This window comes from Alloiococcus sp. CFN-8 (genome assembly GCF_049943125.1).
GTDB lineage: Bacteria > Bacillota > Clostridia > Clostridiales > Clostridiaceae > JAEXZL01.
Genome location: NZ_CP188040.1, coordinates 3,011,927 through 3,030,914, shown reverse-complemented (window position 1 = coordinate 3,030,914; position 18,988 = coordinate 3,011,927). Strand labels below are relative to the sequence as shown.

Genomic DNA, 18,988 nt, shown 5'->3' with positions numbered 1-18,988 from the left:
TCAAATTTAATGGTACTTGAAGCAAAAAATCTATTATATTCCCTAAAGCAATTACCATCTTATAGTTTATTTATTTTTATATAAATAATCAAGAAAAATTTATAATTACTTAAAAATATCTTTCAAAAGATCTACAAGGATAAATCTATAGGTTGCTTCTTCCTTCTTAGCTCCCCCTGAGGAGGCAGCCTTTTTTATCCCTTCATATTCCTCTGGAGTTAAATACTCCTCCATGGTCTTCAGAGTCTTCTCTTCCTCTACCTCTCCCATGGTGATATCTACAAAGCATAAGGGTGGAAACATGACACACCACCAGTTCTGCCCATTACCACTACCGATAACAATCTTATAAGCTTCATATTCTCCTTGAGGTAGCTCTACAGCCCCATATCTCTTAGCAGGAAAATTATCTAAAACAAGCTCTCCCTTAGCAGTGTAGGAATATCCTGAAGACCTTATAAACTCCTCTGCTAATTCTATAACAGCAGCATTTTCTCTTATGAGTATTTCTCGACTCTCTTCAATAGATTCAGCTTCTTCAAGCTTAGGCAATAAATATTCAATAATCTTATCTTTAACCCTTTGCTTAAGCTCTTGATCCTCCTGACTATCGCTATTAGCAAGAACATGGAACCTTATGAGCTTTCCACTTAAATTTTCTGCTAATTCTCCTTCATCAGAATCTGATTTTTCCCCAATGACACATCCCCCTAATAGTAGGGAAAGGAATATAGCGCTTGTACAAATTATTAGCACTAAATTTTTTTTCATATTATCAACCCCTGTTATTAGGAATTATGGACAAGTTAACAGAGGTTTATACATAAAATATAAAATTATTATATTGTTCTAGTTAAAAATACTTCTTTGTATTCTTTTTTCATGGCATCATAACACTTTTGTGCCGTAAGAATATCATCAAAAAAACCAAAAACTGAAGGTCCACTTCCACTCATCATAGCTCCAAGAGCCCCATTATCCATGAGCTTCTTTTTGATAGTTCTTATCTTATTATGCTTTCTTAAGGTCACATTTTCCAGAACATTTTTCATGTTATGGGATACAAAGCTTAAATCCTGATTCTCCACCGCTTCAATCAGCCTCTCAGTATCAGGATGCTTATGAATTTTTTCAAGCTTTATACCCTTATACACTTCCTTGGTTGATACTCCAAAGGGTGGCTTTACCAGCACTAGCAAATGATTCTTAAAGGGCTCAAGGGGTGTAATTAACTCTCCAATATTTTCGCAAAGAGCAGTACCACCTTTAATACAAAAAGGAACATCCGCACCAAGTCCCAAGGAAAGCTCCATTAATTCCTCTTGAGGGGCATTAACCTCAAACAGCCTGTTAAGAAGCATTAATATTGCTGCTGCATCGGTACTACCTCCTGCCAATCCCGCAGATACAGGTATATTTTTTTCTATTTCTATAGTTAAACCGCTACCGATATTATAATTGTTCATAAACAACTCCGCAGCCTTATAAGCGAGATTGCTTTTATCCACAGGCAGATAGCTTCTATTAGTTTTAAGGACGATTCCATTATCAGCCTTTTCCACAGAGATATTATCGTATAGATCTATCTGCTGCATAATCATTTGAAGAAGATGATAACCATCCTCCCTTTTCCCTATTACGTCCAAAGAAATATTAATCTTTGCATATGCCCTTGCTATCATATGTTACTTCCTCCGCTCAATTTTTATTCCTAGGTTAACTTTATTAATACAAAAGCTGTGGGAGCATTTATATTAATTAATATTATATAAGACATTATCTTATTACAAGATAATGTCTTATATTTTATTATATCATATTATATTTTCTTTTTTATCTTCAGTAAAAACCTTATGGTTAGCAACATAATCTTTAACTCGACTGTATTCCTCGAAGAAAATAACAATTACATCTCCCTCTTCAGCAATAGAGCAAGCTCTGCTTAGAGCATCAATCTCATCTAAGTAAATTTCATAATCCTTAAAATTATTTTCCTTAAGCCCTTTTTCTATGAGGGCAGCCACTTCACCCACAGCCCTTCCCCTTTTATCCATATCCTCTTTTATAATAATATAATCAAGGGCATCACTACTAATCTTCCCTATAAGCTCTACATTGGAATCTAACCTGTCACCAGGCACTCCAATGACACCTATCAATTTATTGTGAGGCAGTTTAGCTAGAGAACCCAACACAGCTTTATACCCCTCTACATTATGACCGTAATCCAAGACTATTTTATACTTACCGAAATCATGGATATTGAACCTTCCTGGGTTATCTACCTCATCACCCATAAAAGTACACAGACCTTTTTTAATCACACAATAATCAACGCCTGCACCTACAAGAGCCGCCGTAGCGGCCATAGAATTTTCAATGTTATAGCTCAGAAGGCCGTTATAGGTTATAGGTATATCCTTTATACTGCATACTCTAAAAACCTTATTTTCTTTTTCTACACATATATTACCATGGTCAATATATACACCATAACCACCTTTATTAAGATTAGCCACGAGATAAGAATTATTTCTGTCCCTTGCTGTTATTATAATATTGCTATTTAGCTTTGATAGAAGCCTCACACTCCAAGGATCATCCCCATTAATCACCGCATACCCCTCCGGCTTAACAGCTTCCAACACCAAGGATTTAACACTGGATAACTCATCTAAGGTATTAACATCATCTATTCCCAAGTGATCATCACTAATATTGGTCAGCACCGCAACATCAGCAAGATCATAGGCTAGACCTTTATGAATTATACCTCCTCTTGCTGTTTCTAAAACAGCAACCTCAACATCTTTATTTAGAAGAATCGTTTTAGCACTCTCATAGCCAGTAGTATCTCCCTTAGCTATGCATTTTTTATTTATATATATACCATCAGTAGTGGTAATCCCTACATTATATCCCATTACACTAATGGTATGCCCTATAAGACGAGTTGTAGTGGTCTTACCATTAGTACCAGTTATAGCTATGACAGGTATATTTCTCAGCCCTTCCTTAAATAGCATATCAATAACAGCACCCGCCGCATCCCTTGCTTCCCCTATATAGGGATAGTGATGCATCCTAAGCCCTGGCGCTGAATTAACCTCTAGAATCACCCCATCCTGTTCTTCTAAAGGAATAGATATATCCTCACAGCAGATGTCAATTCCACAGATATCTAATCCCAGTGTTTTAGCAGCTCTAACACATAGCTCTATATTTTGAGGAGCTATTTTATCTGTATAATCGATAGCTACACCACCAGTAGAAAGATTTCCATTTTCTCTCAAATACAAAATCGTTCCATTTTCTAATATATTGTCTAATACATAACCCTTATGAAAGATACACTGTATAAGTGTGCTATCTATTTTAACAACTGTTAGAGGTTTTTCATGGTCTTCACCTCTTCTGTAATCCTCATTCAATAAGTCTATAAGCTCTCTTATTGTATGCTGTCCATCTCCCGTGACAAAGGGAGGAAGCCTTAAAGCTACGGCTACAACCTTATAATCAATAACACATACCCTAAAATCCTTACCTTGATAATACTTTTCCAGTATAAACTCAGAAAAATCTTCTTTTATGGAGCTATAGCTTTTTAGTAACTCTATATCGTTCTTTATATTGAGATGAACACCTTTACCTTTACTTCCATATTGAGGCTTTAAAACCACCGGATACCCTATCTCTTCAGCTAAAGCAAGAAGCTGAATAGAATCCTTGATCACCTCTCCCTCAGGAACTGGTATCCACTGCTGGCGGAGTAATAATTTAGTAAGACTTTTGTCACAGGATATATCCACAGCTACACAAGAGGTATCCGTTGATATAGAAGCTTCAACAATTCTACCGTATTTACCGTAGCCTATCTGAAAAAAACCGCTATTCCCAATAGGAATTATTGGAAGTCCTCTCTTAATTGCAGCATTGCATATAGCCTCCGTGGTGGATCCCATCATTTCCTCTCTAACAATACCTTTTATATAATTAAGCTTATCTGATATATTCAGCGGAATATTCTTTATTAACGAGTTCATTAACTCCACTGCTAGATTCGCAATGGCTAAGGCCGTCTTTTTATATCGATAACTAAATATAATGTAATAGATATCATCTTTGATCACTCTTGCCTTTCCATAACAAACATCTATCCCAAGCCTATTGTGAATTGCAATTATAGAATGCTCACAGATATGAGCAAGATAGGTCCCTTCAGTGAGCCTGGTTACAAAGCCACCGTCCTCATCAATGCCACAGCGATGTTCCTTTAGCTCAGGAAGTATGCTTAATAGGTTAAAATTAAAATTATCTATCTCTACACTTGGTATATCCTTGTATCCCTCTAGATTTACAATGAGCTTCACACATTTTTTATGAGAATATATATTTCTTCCCTCATAAAACTTATAATCTAGAATTTTCATTAAATTTCTTCCTCCTCTATGGGTTCTCTTCTTATAAGGTCAAAAGCATTGCCTCTCTTTAAAATGTGCATCTTAACATTAAAAATGGATAAAACCTCCTCCTGATGCTGTTCTGATACATTTGTGTAAGTAATTTCTCTACCATCAATAATGTATATAGCCCCTGATCCTATAACCTTAAGGCTAGAATTATTATTTACAATCATTGCAGTATCTTCATCAATGCCAATACCTAAAATGAATGGATTTTGAGCAATGCCAGCCAGAATTCTTCCTATCCTACCTCTCTGAGCAAAATGTTGATCTATAATCACATTTTCTATAAGCCCGAGGCCTGGCGAAATCTTCAAAGTGAATTTTTTAGGAGACTCTTCATCGTCTCCGGATATAATCATATTATTGCTTACAACTGAAGCTCCAGCAGAAGTACCTACATAAACACAGCCAGCCTTATAGTTCTCCCTTAAGGCATCACCAACAGGGGAACCTCCTATCAAGCTGGTAATTTTCAGCTGATCTCCCCCTGTAAAAAACATCAATTTAGATTCATTAATTAAATTAATGTTTTCTTGTTCAAAAGCCTCTGGCCTACTTGTAATATTAAGAAACTTAATATTCTTGACACCCATTGAAGAAAATATTTCTTTATAAATGCTACCTACTTCTTCAGGAGATTCTGTGGCTAAGGTGGCTATTAATAGCTTATCATTTTCCTTGTTAATTGAAGCACAGACCTCCTTAAGGATTTCCTTGTTCCCCTTCTTATCCTCGGCGCCTCCAATGATAATTAAGGTTCTATTGTTCCTCACTGTAAACATCACTCCCTAGCATAACATTTTTTTATTTTAACCACTGTTTACCGTATTATTCATTTTTACTGTAAGCCTTACTTATTTTATCCAAAATAAAAAACCCTATGATAAATCATAGAGTTTTACTCTTAATTAAATTATTGCTCTGCCAGGAATCAAGCACATCTTTCCTGGTAAAAGCTCACTTTCACTATCTATCTCATTTAAATGTAAGAGCTCCTCCTCAGTTGTATAGTACTTTTTAGCTATCTCCCAAAGAGTATCTCCAGGCTGAACCATATATATGGTAATACTGCTTTTCTTCTTACTTATCGGTTCATCACTGCATTTTACAGAAACAAGAAAATCCTTGTTGCTCTTATAATAGCTTCTTACATTTATATTTATAACAGCTTTGAGGGCAAGGGTATTTGCTTCAATATCACTCTCTATACTCTCCAGATTCACCCTAACTCTCGTTGTCATATCAATCTTAAGCCCAGGTATTTCTAGAGTTGAAGTAAAGGGTATGTCTCCAGAAATTAAATTAACACTATTATTTTCATCATTAGTCTTATAAATTATATCTGCTTTTATTATGCCCTCAAGGATGAGCTTATTTTCTAAAAGCTTCTTATCTGTCAGAGCAACTCGTCCTATAGATCCTAATATTTGCACAGGTAAAGGATCCTGAGGCTCCAGGTATATATTATCCTTAACTATAACTTCAGAAGTATTTTGGCCAAGAAGAGAAACCAATGGGAAGCTTTCCTTTTCTAGTTCCATATTTAAATTAGGAGAATAAGCATCCTTTATTACACTTAAGTTCTCATTGGACACAACCTTAAGCATTGCTATTACTGGGGCTTCCAGGTCAATTATCCTTCTTTCACCATTCTCGTCCTCTCTAACAGAATATTCAGGACCTAATAGAGTATAGTCACAGAATACAGACATGTTTGGAAGGGCTTTTTCCATTTCAATCTCTTCACTGATATACATATCATCTTCTAGAAGATAAATATCCCCTCCTTGCTCCCCCTTATAGATAATATTCACTTTACAGAAGGCCCCACACTGAATCCTGCCCTCCATCACCCTCACATCTTTTTTATGGAGAAGAGCAAAAACCTTTATTATTTTATATACTTCTGGCTTATCCTGGGCGATTGTAATATTTCCTTTACCAATCACTTCTTGTTTTATAGCTCCCATAACCTTATCAATAGATATATTGGTTTTCTGCATCTGGATATTTTCCGAGGACTCGATATCCTTTATCATAGCTAAGGAATCTATCTTATAGAGGCTGCAATTGATATTAAATATACCATCTATAGAGATTTTCCTTTCGTTTATAATATTTACATTTATATGTTCTACATCACAGTCTGCTTCACATAACATTCTATGTTCAGCTCCAGGGGCTTCTATTTGACTGTTGAATTTATCATTATAGGTTACACTGTTAAGCACAGTTTTCTCTTCCTCTTTAGAAAAGTAAAGTAGATTATATTCTACCTGTCCCTCTAAATAAATCTTATCCTGCATAACCTCCGCATTAATAATTACAGGTTTAGCATGGATCATTAGTATTCTAACCACATCAGGATGAGTATCGGGTATTAAATATTCTCCCTTTACCATAGTTTCCCTATTGATTTCGCTTAAAAGCTGTTCAAGTTCTATGGACTCATTAACGAAATTCACATCCGGCATATTAACCCTCCTATAAAATACCTACTATTATATATATTTATATATATAGAATTTTATTACTGGTAAAATTTATTAGAATTATGAACAAATTATTAAAATGTTACAATATGTAGGATAAGGGTTGAAAAAAAATAATTTCACTGTTGACAAACCTCAATAAATGTCGTAATATAATAAATGGTTATTGACCATATAACCTCTCATAAATTCTCAATACCCTTTTATACCATAGTTGAAAGATGGAAACCCGCCATCTTTCTTTTTTTTACTATAATCTATATGATCACTGTATAAGTTTATTTATATATAAACAAAACCGCATCATAATCCGATGCGGTTTTGTTTTCAGGAGCTTATATACTACCAAATGATATTTGAACTGTATTAGTTAGCACATCTGAATAACTATATGTCACTGTCCTTTGGGTGTCGTTATCTAATCTAATGACAAATATGCTGGGATAAACGCTTTCAAGTACACCTTCATTAACGTATACCTTTCTTCTTCCACCATTAGCTTTTAAAATAACTTTCTCACCTATATGTGTAGCTATATCTTTCTTAATGGCGGTTATAGTTTTGCCTTTTTCCATGCTAACACCCTCTTTCTACATAATATATTATACAACGTTTATTAAATTATGTCAAATAAACTTTTCATTTTAGCACTTATATATCTCATTGTCAATGTTAATGTTTTGTTAACATTGTTCACATTCATCTTTTTCTATTATTAACCTTTTGTTTTCTTCTTATACCTCAATAATAAACTAATACTTTAATTTAAAGACTTAAAAAAAGAAATCGGCATATCCGACTTCTTTTTTTAAGATATTATATATATGATGACTTGGGGTACCCCTCTCTGTATTTACCACGGGTTTGTAGCCCTCCTATCCCCTTAATACCTGTAATAGTATTCTCTAAAGCCTCAGCAATATCTACTATCTTATCAATATTGGTGTAGGCTATCTTTTCACAAATAAAGACAGGATCTAAGCAGTGGATTAACACCCTATTGGGCGAGCTAGCAAAGTTAGCACCTGCATCTAATATTCTTTCATAGCAGGACTGACATGCACCCGCAAAAATCACCAGCTCATCATAGCTAGAATTATAGTTTCTAAGTACATTTACTGATTCAATGAAGTACTTGGAATTTCTATAATTGTTTATATCAAGGAATTCTCTCGTATCCTTCTGCATACCATCATGACCTGTTAAAACAATGATATCTGGCTTTACTTCCTTCACCAGCTCAAGAACTCTTTGAGACTGCTCCCTCTCTGGTATAACATATCCCGATGCACTTAAGGACAGTTGCTTATAGGCCTTTAAACAGGCTTCCAGATAATTCTCATCCCCATCAATATGAAGTATCTTTCCTGGTCTTCCGAAGACCAGATCTTTTGTTGGTATAATTTTTGGGCTCCGCTTATACCTCTTTATATCCATACGACTTTCAATTACCTTTTTAATATTCTCATTTACACGAGAATTAAACACCTTATCCTTTTCACCAATATATCCCTCATTAACTCCTTCCAGATCTTCTTCCACAGAGTCAGCAATAATCCTTATATTTATTCCCTTCAAAATAAAAATATTTCCCTTTTCTGTTTCCCTAACATCAATTATTTTAAAGGCTATGTCCTTCTCATAGGATTTTCTTACAACTATATCACCTATATTCACTTTAATGCTCCTACAAATGGTTTAGTAATAGTATATTCAACTAACGATATTAAGTTCAATGGACTAGGATATATTATAAATCTCTTTATAATTCTTTAAAAATTCTACATACTCCAGCTGCTCATCGATAAGTCCCTCCAGCTTTCTAACAAAAGTATTCTGTCCCCAATTAACTTCATTATAATAATAGCGATTGGCGAGTCTCCAAAAACGCTGAGGGAATAGCAAAAAGGCATATAACACCTTATACTCCTTGTCTATGATAGGACTTATTTCATTATAAGCCTCTAATATAGCTAGGGCTATCTTAATATCCCAATGATTTCGCTTCAGCACCTTAATCATAAAATTACTTAAATCAAAGATCCTAATTTCACGCTTTGAATAATCAAAATCTATAACATTTATCCTATCATTAGAATCAATAATAATATTATGATAGGTATAGTCATGGTGACAGAAGCTTTTCTCCTCCTCAGCTAGAGCACAAAGCTCTTTATAATTAGAACTCATTAAAATCTGCAAGGCAAGAGCTCCCTTATCCTTATAAAATTCCATGGCTTTTATATAGCTTAAGTCAAAGTCGCTCTTAGAGTGCTTCTTTCTTACCATGTCCTTCATCTTATCCAGAGCCTTTACCCTCTTATCCATCAGGTGTGTCCATCTGCCCAGGTCCGTTTTAAGCTTGCTATTTTCTGGAGGCTCATAGCCCTTTGAGGCTATATGTAGCATAGCTAAGTTTCTTGAGGCCTTTATCACCTCTTCTGAATTATAAAAATCACACTCTCTTCCCTGGATCCACTCTGAAAGAGTATATATATCTTCATTAACTATAGCATAAGGCTCTCCATCAACGTTAAGGTCGTACCGGTCTATTCTATCATAACCATTTTTAATGAGGTGCTCCTTTGCTCCATAAACAAATAACAGCTTCTGAGCTCCGTAGTTTATTTTTTTTAGGCATTTTTCACCTTTATTTGTCTTAAGATAATAAACGCCTTTATTAGGTTTAAGTGATTCAATTTTAATATTAAATTGTCTTTCTATCTCAAATTCTCTCATCATAACGCCCACCTCCTATATAATTTATATGAAGACCCTGGTACATTTATTAACAATATTTATAGGGATTAATATAATAAACTATGGAACCATTTAGAAAGGATTTCTGTATGAATATAGGAATAGATGGCAGAGCCGCCTATTGGTATCGTGGCACAGGGATAGGAACCTATACCTATCAGCTGCTTAAGGGTTTAAATGAAATAGATTATTTAAATAATTATTCGATACTTTCACCCATGGACGCTCAGGACATTATAGCTTATAAGCCAAACTTTAATTTATTGAAAATCGCCAAGGAACCTAAGGCAGAATTCTGGGATAGTGTAAGCACTTTATCCGCGAGCAACTTTAAACTTCCAGAGCTATATCATGTACCACAAAATGGCGTGGGGCTCCCATTAAATATATCAAGCAAAAAAATAATTACTCTCCACGACATAATTCCCATCCGTATGCCAGAAACTGTAGGAGAGAAATATCTTAGAATTTTTCAAGAAGAGATGAGCTCTATTATAGAATCCTGCGACGGAATAGTAACTGTTTCAAACTTTTCAAAGAAGGATATTTCTAAGGAGTTCAATTATCCAATGGATAAGATTTTTGTTACTCACTTAGCAGCAGAAGAAATATATAGACCTATAAACAAGGATTACTGCAAAAAAATACTCAGAGAGACTTATTCCATAGATTCTCCCTTTATTCTCTATGTGGGTGGCTTCTCACCAAGAAAAAATATATTAGGCTTAATAGAAGCCTATTCAAAGCTGGTAGCCAAAAAAGGAAAGGAAATAAAACTTGTGATAGTTGGCAAGAAGGGTAAATCCTTTGAAATGTATAAGGAAAGAGCCCAAGAGCTTGCACTTTCTGACAGTGTAATTTTTCCTGGTTTTATCCCCTTAGAGCATATGCCTATATTTTATAACTGCGCACTCTTTTTAGTATACCCTTCCCATTATGAAGGCTTTGGCCTGCCTCCCTTAGAAGCCATGGCCTGCGGTACACCCGTAATAGCCTCCAACACCACTTCTATACCGGAAATTCTTGAGGAAAGCGCTGTATTAATTAACCCCCAAGATATAGACACCTTAGGAGAAGCCATTTATAGCCTCTCAGAGGATAAAAAATATCGAAGTACACTTATAGAAATGGGACTTAAAAGAGCAGCCACCTTCAGCTGGTATAAGACAGCCACGAATACCTTAAAAGCTTACAACAGTATATAAAAAAATAGGTGCCCAGGAGCGGACACCTATCTTTTTATTTTGATATTAAATATTCTGCAAAAAACTCTTCTAAAAATAATTCCTTTTCCTCCCTGCCTCGAAGCTTCTTATCAAATCTATCTAAAAACACCCTATACTCCCAATTCTTTTCTTTATTATAATAGCTCCTTAAGATGCTAATTATATCCCTGGGATACATGAGATATATATATAAAAGCTTCTTTTCCTGAAAGGTAAGAGGAGTTATATTCTCATAATTCATCATAATATCTCTACATTTATCCATATCATAGCCACTGCCTTTAATGGATTTATCTATAAAATCAGCTAAATCCTTGACTCTTAGATCAATTGTGCAATAATCGAAGTCCAGGAACCAAACATCCTCTCCTTTTATTATTATGTTATGATGTGCTAAATCACCGTGACACAATACTACTGCTTCTCTACTGCTTATTAGCTCCTGGTAGGCGCTATTTTCTAAAAGCTCCATGCACTTATACAGCGCCTTCTTTATCTCCTCTCCTGAGGAAGCAAAAAGATTATCAAACTCATTATGCCTTTCAAATTGCAAAAGCCTTCCCTGAAGCTCTGTTATTAATTTTATATCATTCTTTATTGTAAGCTTAAGCCTTCCTAAAGATATATTTTCTTCTCTGCATAAAAACTCACTGGGAAGCTCCTCTGCGATACCTAGAGAAGCTAAATGAAGTTTTCCTAGGGCACTGGCCGCTCCTACAACATCCACAGGATTATAAACCTCACACTCCCTCCCCTCGATGCCATTAATAAGCACATATATAGCTTCTTCATGATAAGCAAAAAAGTCTCCTGAAGAGCTTTTTTCAAATTCTATGGTATATGGATATTTCCTTTTAATATATTCTATAGCCTTTTCTATAAAATAAAATCTTTCTTTACCGTAAGACAGCTTTTTAAAAATCTTAGTGCCTTTATTGGTAAAGATTACATATACATTCCTTAAAGGTACAACATCAGTTACTTCTACATCGTATTCATCAAATATCCTGCTATTAAGGCAATAGCTAGTTAAATACTTATCTTCCCCATATCTAGATTCCAAACTATTTCCTCTCCTTCTAGATTTCTTCACCATCTTTTACCATGGCTGTATTTAAGCTGTAGGCATACTTTTCCGGCGTCCATGGTTTTTTCATCCTTCTATATCTTGTACAGACCTTAACACACTCATAAGGATAGTTGACCATCCCCCTTATAAAATCATAGCTACTTCCCTCTAAAGAAGAAGCTTCTATATATTTTTTTATAAGTTCATCATAAGGTAGCTGCTCCCTCTGTTTCTTTAATCGATTAATAAAATCAATTACATCACATTCTATGAGATTATAGGTGCATTTGTTCAAGGACTTTATATATATAACTCCATCTCTTCTATAGAAGCTATCTATATCAGCATTTCCAAGGCAGATCTCATTATTATTCATACTCCTATATACTTTCTTCGTATAATCAGAGGAAGAAGCAAGAGCTAAAGCCCTTTCACCTCTAGTTATTATTTTTTGCGCATACCGTTTAAGAGTTTCCTCAAAAACATTGGCTGGTTTTAAATCCTTTAAATAGCTTACATCTCTTTTTAGCCGCCGTAGATTAGCCTTATTATTTTCCATAAGCTCTCCTATTGAGCTGGTCAGATGATTACCAATATGTCCTTCATATCCCATAAGTCTTTTATGAAGCTCCGCTAAAATCTCAAGCTTTTCTGCTGCTTCCTCAAGGGTTATTCTATCCACCAATTCCTTATCCTTCACTGGGCTGATGTCTAATTCTATGCCTTTGCTCTCTAGATATTTGTTAAATTCATCTGTCAGCCTTATACTCATCCTTTACCTCCGTGTAATTTGTGTAGCCTAAAGGTTTCAATAAACTCCTGTTTATCGAGGATATCTTCCTTTATCTTTTTTAGCCTATTTACAAAAAACTCTTCTCCGTAGCTCTGCTGTTCCCAATAGTACTGCAAGCCTATCTGCCAATAATCCTGTGGAAATTCCATAAAAGCAGCTATTACCGGAATCTGTTCCTGCCTTATAATCTTCTCTTCTCTATAACCATTTAGAATAAGCTCACTCTTCTCTAATTCCCACCTGCCATTTTTCATGGCTCTTAGAAGAAGACTTGAAAGATCATGCAAATTACTATCCAAAATACAGTAGTCAAAATCAATAATATTAACCTTTCCTTTATCTCCAATCAATATATTATGGTGAGCAAAATCATGATGACAGAAGCCTCCTTTAAATATATCCTTCATCATTATCTCTCTATAGCCTGCTTTCTTAAGATTTGCTATAGCACTCTCCGCTATAATAAGCTCTTTCTCCATCATTTCTAGATATATACAATCAAAGCCCGACTTCTTAGCCTTCTGACTGATTCTTTTTCTAAAATCTAATATTTCATTTATTCTTGTTTCAAAGGTTTGAATCCAGCTAAACCATCCAATTCTTGGAGACATATCGCCTTTAATCATAAAGCCTTCACTGTAATTGTGAAGTCTGGCAAGTGCCCTCGCTGCCTCTAAAAGGTCATAGGGATTATCATAATTACATTCCCGAGCCCTGAGCCATGGAGATAGATAGCCGTAGCCTTCTCCAAAAGCTATATACCTTTCACCCTTTACTGTAGGAATAATAGGCACCAGCTCCTTAAACCCTCTTCTTTCTAGGTGCTCTATTGCAGAAATTATAAATTTAAAGTGAGAATACTTATATCTAATAAGCTTAAAGCAGTAACAGCCTTCCTCAGAATAAACCTTATAAATGTTTTTTTCCTTTATAGCAGAATATATCCTAAGCCTATAGTTAGCTTCTAAAAGCTCTGTAACCCTATCCAAAATATACAAATTCCTCCGTTCACTGCTTCTTTTTTTAGTATATGAAGCATAAATATATGCTGTGATAATTATTCACCAAGGGGATATAAGAATAATATTATTAATATATAGATATTTTTAGGAGTAACCTTATGAAAATAGCAATTGATGCAAGAGGAGTAACCCTTTATAAAGGTACTGGCATAGGAACTTATACTCAAGCCCTAATAAAAAATCTTTTAGAGGTGGACAGTAAAAATCAGTATATTCTTTTCTGGTGTGGCAGTGAATACAAAGCTTACGAAAAGCATAATTCAGAAATAGTTTTAACCTCAAAAAAGCATCAGCGCTTCTTTGAAGCTAATTACTTTCCCGAATATAATCATAAAAAAAATATAGATATCTATCATGTTCCTCAAAACGGTTTAGGCATTGAGCATTCCTTAGGACAGAGATGTATCTGTACCATCCACGACTTAATACCTTACTTGATGCCAGAAACCGTAGGAAAGGGATACCTTAAAAACTTTCTTAAAAAAATGCCTCAGGTTATTGAAAAATCCAATAGCTTGATAACTGTATCTAACTATTCTAAAGAGGATATTATGAGATTTTTTCCCTGGTATCCAGAAGAAGATATACACGTAATCCCCTTAGCTGCTAAAGAAATATTTAAACCTTTAGATAAGAAAATCTGCAGCAGCAAGCTCTATGATCTGTTCAAAATAGACAAACCGTTTATATTATATTTGGGTGGCTTTAGTCCTAGAAAGAATGTAAGAGGTGTAATTAATAGCTTTAAGAAAATATATAATAGCCTTAAGGAAGAGCATTATCTTGTTATAGGAGGAGCCTTAAAAGATGAGGGGGAAGCCTTATATAACGAGGTAATGAAAACAGCCTTTGGGGACAAAATAAAGTTTCTTGGCTATTTAGAGGAGAAGCTTCTGCCCTATCTATATAATAGCTGTAGCGCATTTATCTACCCTTCCTTTTATGAAGGCTTTGGCCTTCCACCCTTAGAGGCTATGAGCTGTGGTGCTCCTGTAATCACCTCTAACACCACCTCTATACCTGAGGTGGTAGCAGATGCAGGAATACTAGTAAATCCCAGCAGAGAAGATGAGCTATCAGAGGCTTTAATAAAGGTTATAAACAACCCTGATCTCAGTCTTACTCTTAGCAGGCTGGGTTTAGAGAGAAGTCAGTTATTTTCTTGGAATAATACTGCCCTTAAGACCCTAGAGGTATATAACAGCAAAATAATAAAGTGAGGAGTTTTATAGTCTCTCCTCACTTTATTTATTATGAACCCTGAAAGGAATTATTCTTCCATCCACGGTATTTTTCCAGCTCCTTGTCTAATCGGTTTACCACAAAGGTCAAAATAGCGGCGTCATCTAGAAAGCCTAAGCCTACTATAAAATCTGGGACTATATCTAAGGGGGATACAAAATATATTATTCCTGCCAATATTAATATCATATTTCCCTTTGAAACCTCACGATAATTTCCCTTTGACCAATCTCTAGCTAAGGCTATAAGAAGCTTAACCTTATCCCAAATCTCCTTTATTGGTCCCTTTTCTTTTTTTGAAGCCTTATCTTCCGCCTTATTTAATAATGTATCAGTGGACTCAGGATCACTATAATACTTCTCCGCCTTTTTATCCCATTTCTTATTTCTCTGCTCTTTAAAGGTTTTTAGTATATTTTTATAGTCCATTTCTTCATCTCCATAATAATTATTCTTTACTACTGCCCAGGATAATTAACCTCTCCATCAAAGTCGTTAAACAGCTGTATCTCCGGAGTTAGCTCTAGAGCTAAATTAATCTCAGAGTACTGATCCCTTTCAAAATGAATCTGTTCCTCCTCCAAAAGTCCTTTTAAAGCTTCCTTTTCTAGAGCTTCTGATTTATCAATTGCTTTAATAACTTCTTCTACCTTATAAGCATGCAAGCTTCCGTTCCTTATTCCTGCAGCCTTGAGCCCCTCATAGTCATCAAAAGCATTGCCTACCTCCATTTCACGAGAGGCAGCAAACTCTTCCTTGCTTTTATCCATCCATTGAAGAGCATAAGCTTCTGCTTCTCCTTTGCTATTAAAGCCTATGACCTGGGAGTATTCATCAAAAACCAGTATATATTCCTGCATTATAACCCTCCTTTGTCATATTATTATATTTATCTAATAATAGCATTAATATATAAAATATAGAGAAACAAAGCTTTATAAATTTGTTAATAATCCTTTCTTCAGATTATTACCCCCTACACTTGTAAATATATCAAATATAATGTAAAATAATTTATTATGTTAATTCAAATAAGGATGATTATTAATGAATATTGATACCTTTAGGTCCTTCTATGACGTCGCTACCTATAAAAGCATTTCGAAGGCTGCAGGTCTTTCCCATATTTCGCAATCTGCTCTAAGCCAACAGCTTAGCAACATGGAAAGTCGATTTGGCGTAAAGCTTTTCGAGAGAAGCAACAAAGGGGTTGAGCTTACTTCAGAAGGTAGAACTATATTGAAACACGTAGAAACAATGCTTCAGTCCTATGATAGGATGCTGGAGGATATTGAGAGCTTTAAAATGGCTAAGAGTATAGTGATAATTGACTCCTACTACAATCTGTCAAATTCTTCTATCCCAATTGTTTTATATAACTCCAAAAAACATTTTCCTACTCTTGATATTAGACTTAATAACACTGCCATCGATAATATTGAAACTAATATATCCAGCAATATTTCTGATCTCGCCTTATCCTTTAAGGAACCTGAGGATAACAGCCTGATGTACACAAAGCTTCTTGATGACACCTTAGTTTTAGTTGGTCCAAGCAATTTCAACGGTCCAGATTCAATTACTGGACAAGACCTTAGTAAATACCCCTTTATTCTCCTTCAAGATCAGTTTAATATTAAAAGACGACTGCAGCTTGCTCAAGAGGATTATAGGGAACACTTACCTTTAAATATTCTCTTTACGGTTAATACTATAGATATGGCAAGAAGCTCCGTATTAAAGGGCTATGGACTATCAATATTGCCAAGAGTATGTATCATGGATGACTTAATAAAAGGTACACTAAAAGAGATTACCTTAAAGAATATCTCCTTAGACTACTCTATATACCTCTTATATACACCTAATAATTATAGACTTATGAGACCGTTTATTGATTATGTAAAAAGGGAATGCAAAAAAATATATAATATAATTTAAGGAGAAGGACCCAAAGGTCCTTCTCCTTATTAATACTCTCTTATTAGAAGCTTATTTGCAATGTCTTTCAAAATTATCTTATAAGGGTTATTCGGAAGCTTTTCAATAAGTGTAAAAGCCTTTTCAGTATACCTAACTGCCAGCTCCTGAGCCTTTTTAACCCCACCCTTTTCCTGGACTAAAGAGATAATCCTGTGGATATCCTCTTTATTGAAGCTATCCTGCTTCACCAGCTTCAGAAGCTTACCGTCATCATTTCTTAATGCATATATTAAAGGCAAGGTAAATATCCCCTGGCTTAAATCATTTGCTGCAGGCTTACCTATTGCTTCGTCACTTCCTGAATAATCCAGTATATCATCAATTATTTGGAAGGCCATTCCGATATTATGTCCTATATTCCAAAAGATTCTACTGTCTCTATAAGAACAGCCAGATTCAGCAGCTCCTATATATAAACTCAAGGAAAAAAGCTCTGCTGTCTTACCGGATATCCTCGCCAAATACTCTTTTACTGTGGTCTTATGATTAAACCTTGAATTAAGCTGTTCTACTTCTCCTATGCATATCCTAGACATTGATTTCCCATCTATCTTAATAGCTTCCAATGAAGAATTCTCAGCTAGAAGCTTAAAACAAACACAAAAAAGAAAATCACCTATGTAAACAGCATAGTCCTTGCCATATTTTGATTGAACTGTTTCCTGCCCTCTCCGGAGCTTAGAATCATCTACTATATCATCATGAACCAAGGTAGCCATATGTAAAAGCTCCATTACTGCAGCCAACGATCTTGCCTTATCCTCACTATAGTTACCAAAATGAGAGGAAATTAAGGTAAAAGCTGGTCTTAGCATCTTACCACTAGAATTTAAAAGCTCTATTAATGAGCCTTCTATTCTTTTGTCTCTACATCTGATACTCTTCTTCATAATGTTTTGCACAGCTTCTATCTCGCCTCTAAGCTCAGGATATTGAAGCCACATTTTATCCATTGAATCAACCTCTATCTTTTTATTTTAGAAAAGTAAGGTATTTTCTGCAGGTGCTTAGTAAGATAATTAGCCGCTATACCCACAAATATACCCGTTCCTATACCAGCAATTGATAAGATTGGTAGATATAGCGTAACCCATATATTATGAAGAATTCCTGCAGCTACCAGCAGCTGTCCAACATTATGGAATACAGCACCGCTAGCGCTGACTCCAATAATACTCACCTTATCCTTGAATATTTCCTTAATTATAACCATAGCAACAAAGCTCAAAATACCACCAGCCATGCTATACATTAGGGTTGATAGACTTCCACCAAACATGGTGGATAAAATTATTCTGAGGGTAACCACTAAAAATGCATCCCTCTTTCTCTCTAATGTATATAATGCAATTACCGTAATAAGATTAGATAGCCCAAGCTTAGCACCTGGGGTAATAAAAGGTACTGGAATCATTGACTCAAAAAGGTGAAGAACTAAGGCCTGAGCAACCAATAGAGCTATATAAACCATTTTAATTGTATTTTTCATTAGTTATCACCTCAATAAGCAACGGAATCTAGCGGAGAGCTGTCATCTGTTGTACCCTTTACTTCTATCATAAGCTTATGAGGCAGACATATTATAGATTCTCCTGGATCAGTTATATGTCCGATTTCTAAGCAAAGCTTATCATTGCAATTTGCATCTATTATTGCTATGGAATTATCCTTTATTTCAATCTCGTTAAAGCCCTGGTCCGTGTGAACAATAAAACTGTCCTCTCCCCCATTTTCTGAGAGAGAAACAGTTTTATAGAGCTTTCCGCCGATTGTAATTTCTGCATAGGTTTCACTAGCTTCTACTGAATATTTTATTCCGAATAAAACTTCAGGAATAAAGGAAATTATAAGAAGCACAGCTATAATTATTATATCCAATTTCTTCATGCAGTAAATTCCACCTTTGTTTTTATTTAATTAAGCATACTTATAGAA

19 protein-coding genes are annotated in these 18,988 nt (G+C 35.0%); 3 read left to right on the top strand and 16 right to left on the bottom strand.

Annotation, left to right across the window (positions count from 1 at the left end; all coding sequences use genetic code 11):
* Positions 1 to 105 precede the first annotated feature (105 nt).
* From spoIIR to ACPWSR_RS14105, 8 genes are all read right to left on the bottom strand, one after another.
* Positions 106 to 771: a stage II sporulation protein R gene (gene spoIIR / locus ACPWSR_RS14140; protein WP_426348882.1), complete on the bottom strand. Its 666-nt coding sequence runs from the start codon at positions 769 to 771 to the stop codon at positions 106 to 108.
* A 68-nt stretch (positions 772 to 839) separates the two neighbouring features.
* Positions 840 to 1,682, bottom strand: a complete 843-nt coding sequence (gene ispE / locus ACPWSR_RS14135; protein ID WP_426348881.1) for a 4-(cytidine 5'-diphospho)-2-C-methyl-D-erythritol kinase — start codon at positions 1,680 to 1,682, stop codon at positions 840 to 842.
* Positions 1,683 to 1,814: 132 nt separating this feature from the next.
* The gene (gene cphA, locus ACPWSR_RS14130; RefSeq protein WP_426348880.1) at positions 1,815 to 4,430 is read right to left on the bottom strand and encodes a cyanophycin synthetase; all 2,616 of its coding nucleotides are present in this window, start codon (positions 4,428 to 4,430) and stop codon (positions 1,815 to 1,817) included.
* Positions 4,430 to 5,239 (bottom strand): cyanophycinase, encoded by an 810-nt coding sequence (locus ACPWSR_RS14125; protein ID WP_426348879.1) that lies wholly within the window; start codon positions 5,237 to 5,239, stop codon positions 4,430 to 4,432. Before ACPWSR_RS14125 ends, cphA begins: the two co-directional genes overlap by 1 nt.
* A 135-nt stretch (positions 5,240 to 5,374) precedes the next feature.
* Entirely contained in the window at positions 5,375 to 6,940 is a 1,566-nt protein-coding gene (locus tag ACPWSR_RS14120; RefSeq protein ID WP_426348878.1) for a DUF3794 and LysM peptidoglycan-binding domain-containing protein, read from the bottom strand.
* Between the two features lie 353 nt (positions 6,941 to 7,293).
* Complete coding sequence (locus ACPWSR_RS14115; protein WP_426348877.1) at positions 7,294 to 7,533, bottom strand: Veg family protein; 240 nt, start codon at positions 7,531 to 7,533, stop codon at positions 7,294 to 7,296.
* A gap of 241 nt (positions 7,534 to 7,774) precedes the next feature.
* A complete protein-coding gene (gene yabG / locus ACPWSR_RS14110) occupies positions 7,775 to 8,635 on the bottom strand; it encodes a sporulation peptidase YabG (RefSeq protein ID WP_426348876.1) in 861 nt (286 codons plus the stop codon).
* 63 nt (positions 8,636 to 8,698) lie between these two features.
* Positions 8,699 to 9,700 (bottom strand): CotS family spore coat protein, encoded by a 1,002-nt coding sequence (locus ACPWSR_RS14105; protein WP_426348875.1) that lies wholly within the window; start codon positions 9,698 to 9,700, stop codon positions 8,699 to 8,701.
* 107 nt (positions 9,701 to 9,807) lie between these two features.
* Here ACPWSR_RS14105 and ACPWSR_RS14100 point away from each other — a divergent pair, with 107 nt between their 5' ends.
* The gene (locus ACPWSR_RS14100) at positions 9,808 to 10,923 is read left to right on the top strand and encodes a glycosyltransferase family 4 protein (protein ID WP_426348874.1); all 1,116 of its coding nucleotides are present in this window, start codon (positions 9,808 to 9,810) and stop codon (positions 10,921 to 10,923) included.
* Positions 10,924 to 10,957: 34 nt separating this feature from the next.
* Here the strand turns inward: ACPWSR_RS14100 and ACPWSR_RS14095 are convergent, their stop codons facing one another.
* From ACPWSR_RS14095 to ACPWSR_RS14085, 3 genes are read right to left on the bottom strand one after another with little or no spacing between them, the layout of a single operon-like run.
* Complete coding sequence (locus ACPWSR_RS14095; protein WP_426348873.1) at positions 10,958 to 12,007, bottom strand: CotS family spore coat protein; 1,050 nt, start codon at positions 12,005 to 12,007, stop codon at positions 10,958 to 10,960.
* A 16-nt stretch (positions 12,008 to 12,023) separates the two neighbouring features.
* The gene (locus ACPWSR_RS14090) at positions 12,024 to 12,785 is read right to left on the bottom strand and encodes a hypothetical protein (protein ID WP_426348872.1); all 762 of its coding nucleotides are present in this window, start codon (positions 12,783 to 12,785) and stop codon (positions 12,024 to 12,026) included.
* On the bottom strand, positions 12,782 to 13,795 hold the full coding sequence (locus ACPWSR_RS14085) for a CotS family spore coat protein (protein ID WP_426348871.1): 1,014 nt from the start codon (positions 13,793 to 13,795) through the stop codon (positions 12,782 to 12,784). The genes ACPWSR_RS14090 and ACPWSR_RS14085 overlap by 4 nt, the downstream gene beginning before the upstream one ends.
* Positions 13,796 to 13,926: 131 nt before the next feature.
* On the opposite strand from ACPWSR_RS14085, the gene ACPWSR_RS14080 reads away from it, so the two are divergent.
* Complete coding sequence (locus ACPWSR_RS14080; protein WP_426348870.1) at positions 13,927 to 15,048, top strand: glycosyltransferase family 4 protein; 1,122 nt, start codon at positions 13,927 to 13,929, stop codon at positions 15,046 to 15,048.
* A gap of 31 nt (positions 15,049 to 15,079) precedes the next feature.
* Here ACPWSR_RS14080 and ACPWSR_RS14075 read toward each other — a convergent pair whose 3' ends face one another.
* Together ACPWSR_RS14075 and ACPWSR_RS14070 are read right to left on the bottom strand one after the other, a co-directional pair.
* Positions 15,080 to 15,499: a YkvA family protein gene (locus ACPWSR_RS14075; RefSeq protein WP_426348869.1), complete on the bottom strand. Its 420-nt coding sequence runs from the start codon at positions 15,497 to 15,499 to the stop codon at positions 15,080 to 15,082.
* Positions 15,500 to 15,528: 29 nt separating this feature from the next.
* Positions 15,529 to 15,930, bottom strand: a complete 402-nt coding sequence (locus ACPWSR_RS14070) for a hypothetical protein (protein WP_426348868.1) — start codon at positions 15,928 to 15,930, stop codon at positions 15,529 to 15,531.
* Positions 15,931 to 16,117: 187 nt separating this feature from the next.
* On the opposite strand from ACPWSR_RS14070, the gene ACPWSR_RS14065 reads away from it, so the two are divergent.
* Positions 16,118 to 17,011 (top strand): LysR family transcriptional regulator, encoded by an 894-nt coding sequence (locus ACPWSR_RS14065; protein WP_426348867.1) that lies wholly within the window; start codon positions 16,118 to 16,120, stop codon positions 17,009 to 17,011.
* A 29-nt stretch (positions 17,012 to 17,040) separates the two neighbouring features.
* On the opposite strand, the gene ACPWSR_RS14060 is transcribed toward ACPWSR_RS14065, so the two are convergent.
* Genes ACPWSR_RS14060 through ACPWSR_RS14050 form a run of 3 tightly spaced genes read right to left on the bottom strand, consistent with a single transcriptional unit; the run spans position 17,041 to position 18,940 of the window.
* Positions 17,041 to 18,006, bottom strand: a complete 966-nt coding sequence (locus ACPWSR_RS14060; protein ID WP_426348866.1) for a polyprenyl synthetase family protein — start codon at positions 18,004 to 18,006, stop codon at positions 17,041 to 17,043.
* An 11-nt stretch (positions 18,007 to 18,017) separates the two neighbouring features.
* Entirely contained in the window at positions 18,018 to 18,542 is a 525-nt protein-coding gene (locus tag ACPWSR_RS14055) for a Gx transporter family protein (RefSeq protein WP_426348865.1), read from the bottom strand.
* Positions 18,543 to 18,553: 11 nt separating this feature from the next.
* The gene (locus tag ACPWSR_RS14050) at positions 18,554 to 18,940 is read right to left on the bottom strand and encodes a NusG domain II-containing protein (protein ID WP_426348864.1); all 387 of its coding nucleotides are present in this window, start codon (positions 18,938 to 18,940) and stop codon (positions 18,554 to 18,556) included.
* Between the last annotated feature and the right edge of the window lie 48 nt (positions 18,941 to 18,988).

Bases quoted from the DNA above. Each gene is read 5' to 3' on its own strand.
- ACPWSR_RS14070 (WP_426348868.1), bottom strand. From the start codon at position 15,930: ATGCAGGAATATATACTGGTTTTTGATGAATACTCCCAGGTCATAGGC.
- ACPWSR_RS14080 (WP_426348870.1), top strand. From the start codon at position 13,927: ATGAAAATAGCAATTGATGCAAGAGGAGTAACCCTTTATAAAGGTACT.
- ACPWSR_RS14075 (WP_426348869.1), bottom strand. From the start codon at position 15,499: ATGGACTATAAAAATATACTAAAAACCTTTAAAGAGCAGAGAAATAAG.
- spoIIR (WP_426348882.1), bottom strand. From the start codon at position 771: ATGAAAAAAAATTTAGTGCTAATAATTTGTACAAGCGCTATATTCCTT.
- ispE (WP_426348881.1), bottom strand. From the start codon at position 1,682: ATGATAGCAAGGGCATATGCAAAGATTAATATTTCTTTGGACGTAATA.
- ACPWSR_RS14060 (WP_426348866.1), bottom strand. From the start codon at position 18,006: ATGGATAAAATGTGGCTTCAATATCCTGAGCTTAGAGGCGAGATAGAA.
- ACPWSR_RS14050 (WP_426348864.1), bottom strand. From the start codon at position 18,940: ATGAAGAAATTGGATATAATAATTATAGCTGTGCTTCTTATAATTTCC.
- ACPWSR_RS14055 (WP_426348865.1), bottom strand. From the start codon at position 18,542: ATGAAAAATACAATTAAAATGGTTTATATAGCTCTATTGGTTGCTCAG.
- ACPWSR_RS14115 (WP_426348877.1), bottom strand. From the start codon at position 7,533: ATGGAAAAAGGCAAAACTATAACCGCCATTAAGAAAGATATAGCTACA.
- ACPWSR_RS14090 (WP_426348872.1), bottom strand. From the start codon at position 12,785: ATGAGTATAAGGCTGACAGATGAATTTAACAAATATCTAGAGAGCAAA.
- ACPWSR_RS14105 (WP_426348875.1), bottom strand. From the start codon at position 9,700: ATGATGAGAGAATTTGAGATAGAAAGACAATTTAATATTAAAATTGAA.
- cphA (WP_426348880.1), bottom strand. From the start codon at position 4,430: ATGAAAATTCTAGATTATAAGTTTTATGAGGGAAGAAATATATATTCT.
- ACPWSR_RS14120 (WP_426348878.1), bottom strand. From the start codon at position 6,940: ATGCCGGATGTGAATTTCGTTAATGAGTCCATAGAACTTGAACAGCTT.
- ACPWSR_RS14100 (WP_426348874.1), top strand. From the start codon at position 9,808: ATGAATATAGGAATAGATGGCAGAGCCGCCTATTGGTATCGTGGCACA.
- ACPWSR_RS14065 (WP_426348867.1), top strand. From the start codon at position 16,118: ATGAATATTGATACCTTTAGGTCCTTCTATGACGTCGCTACCTATAAA.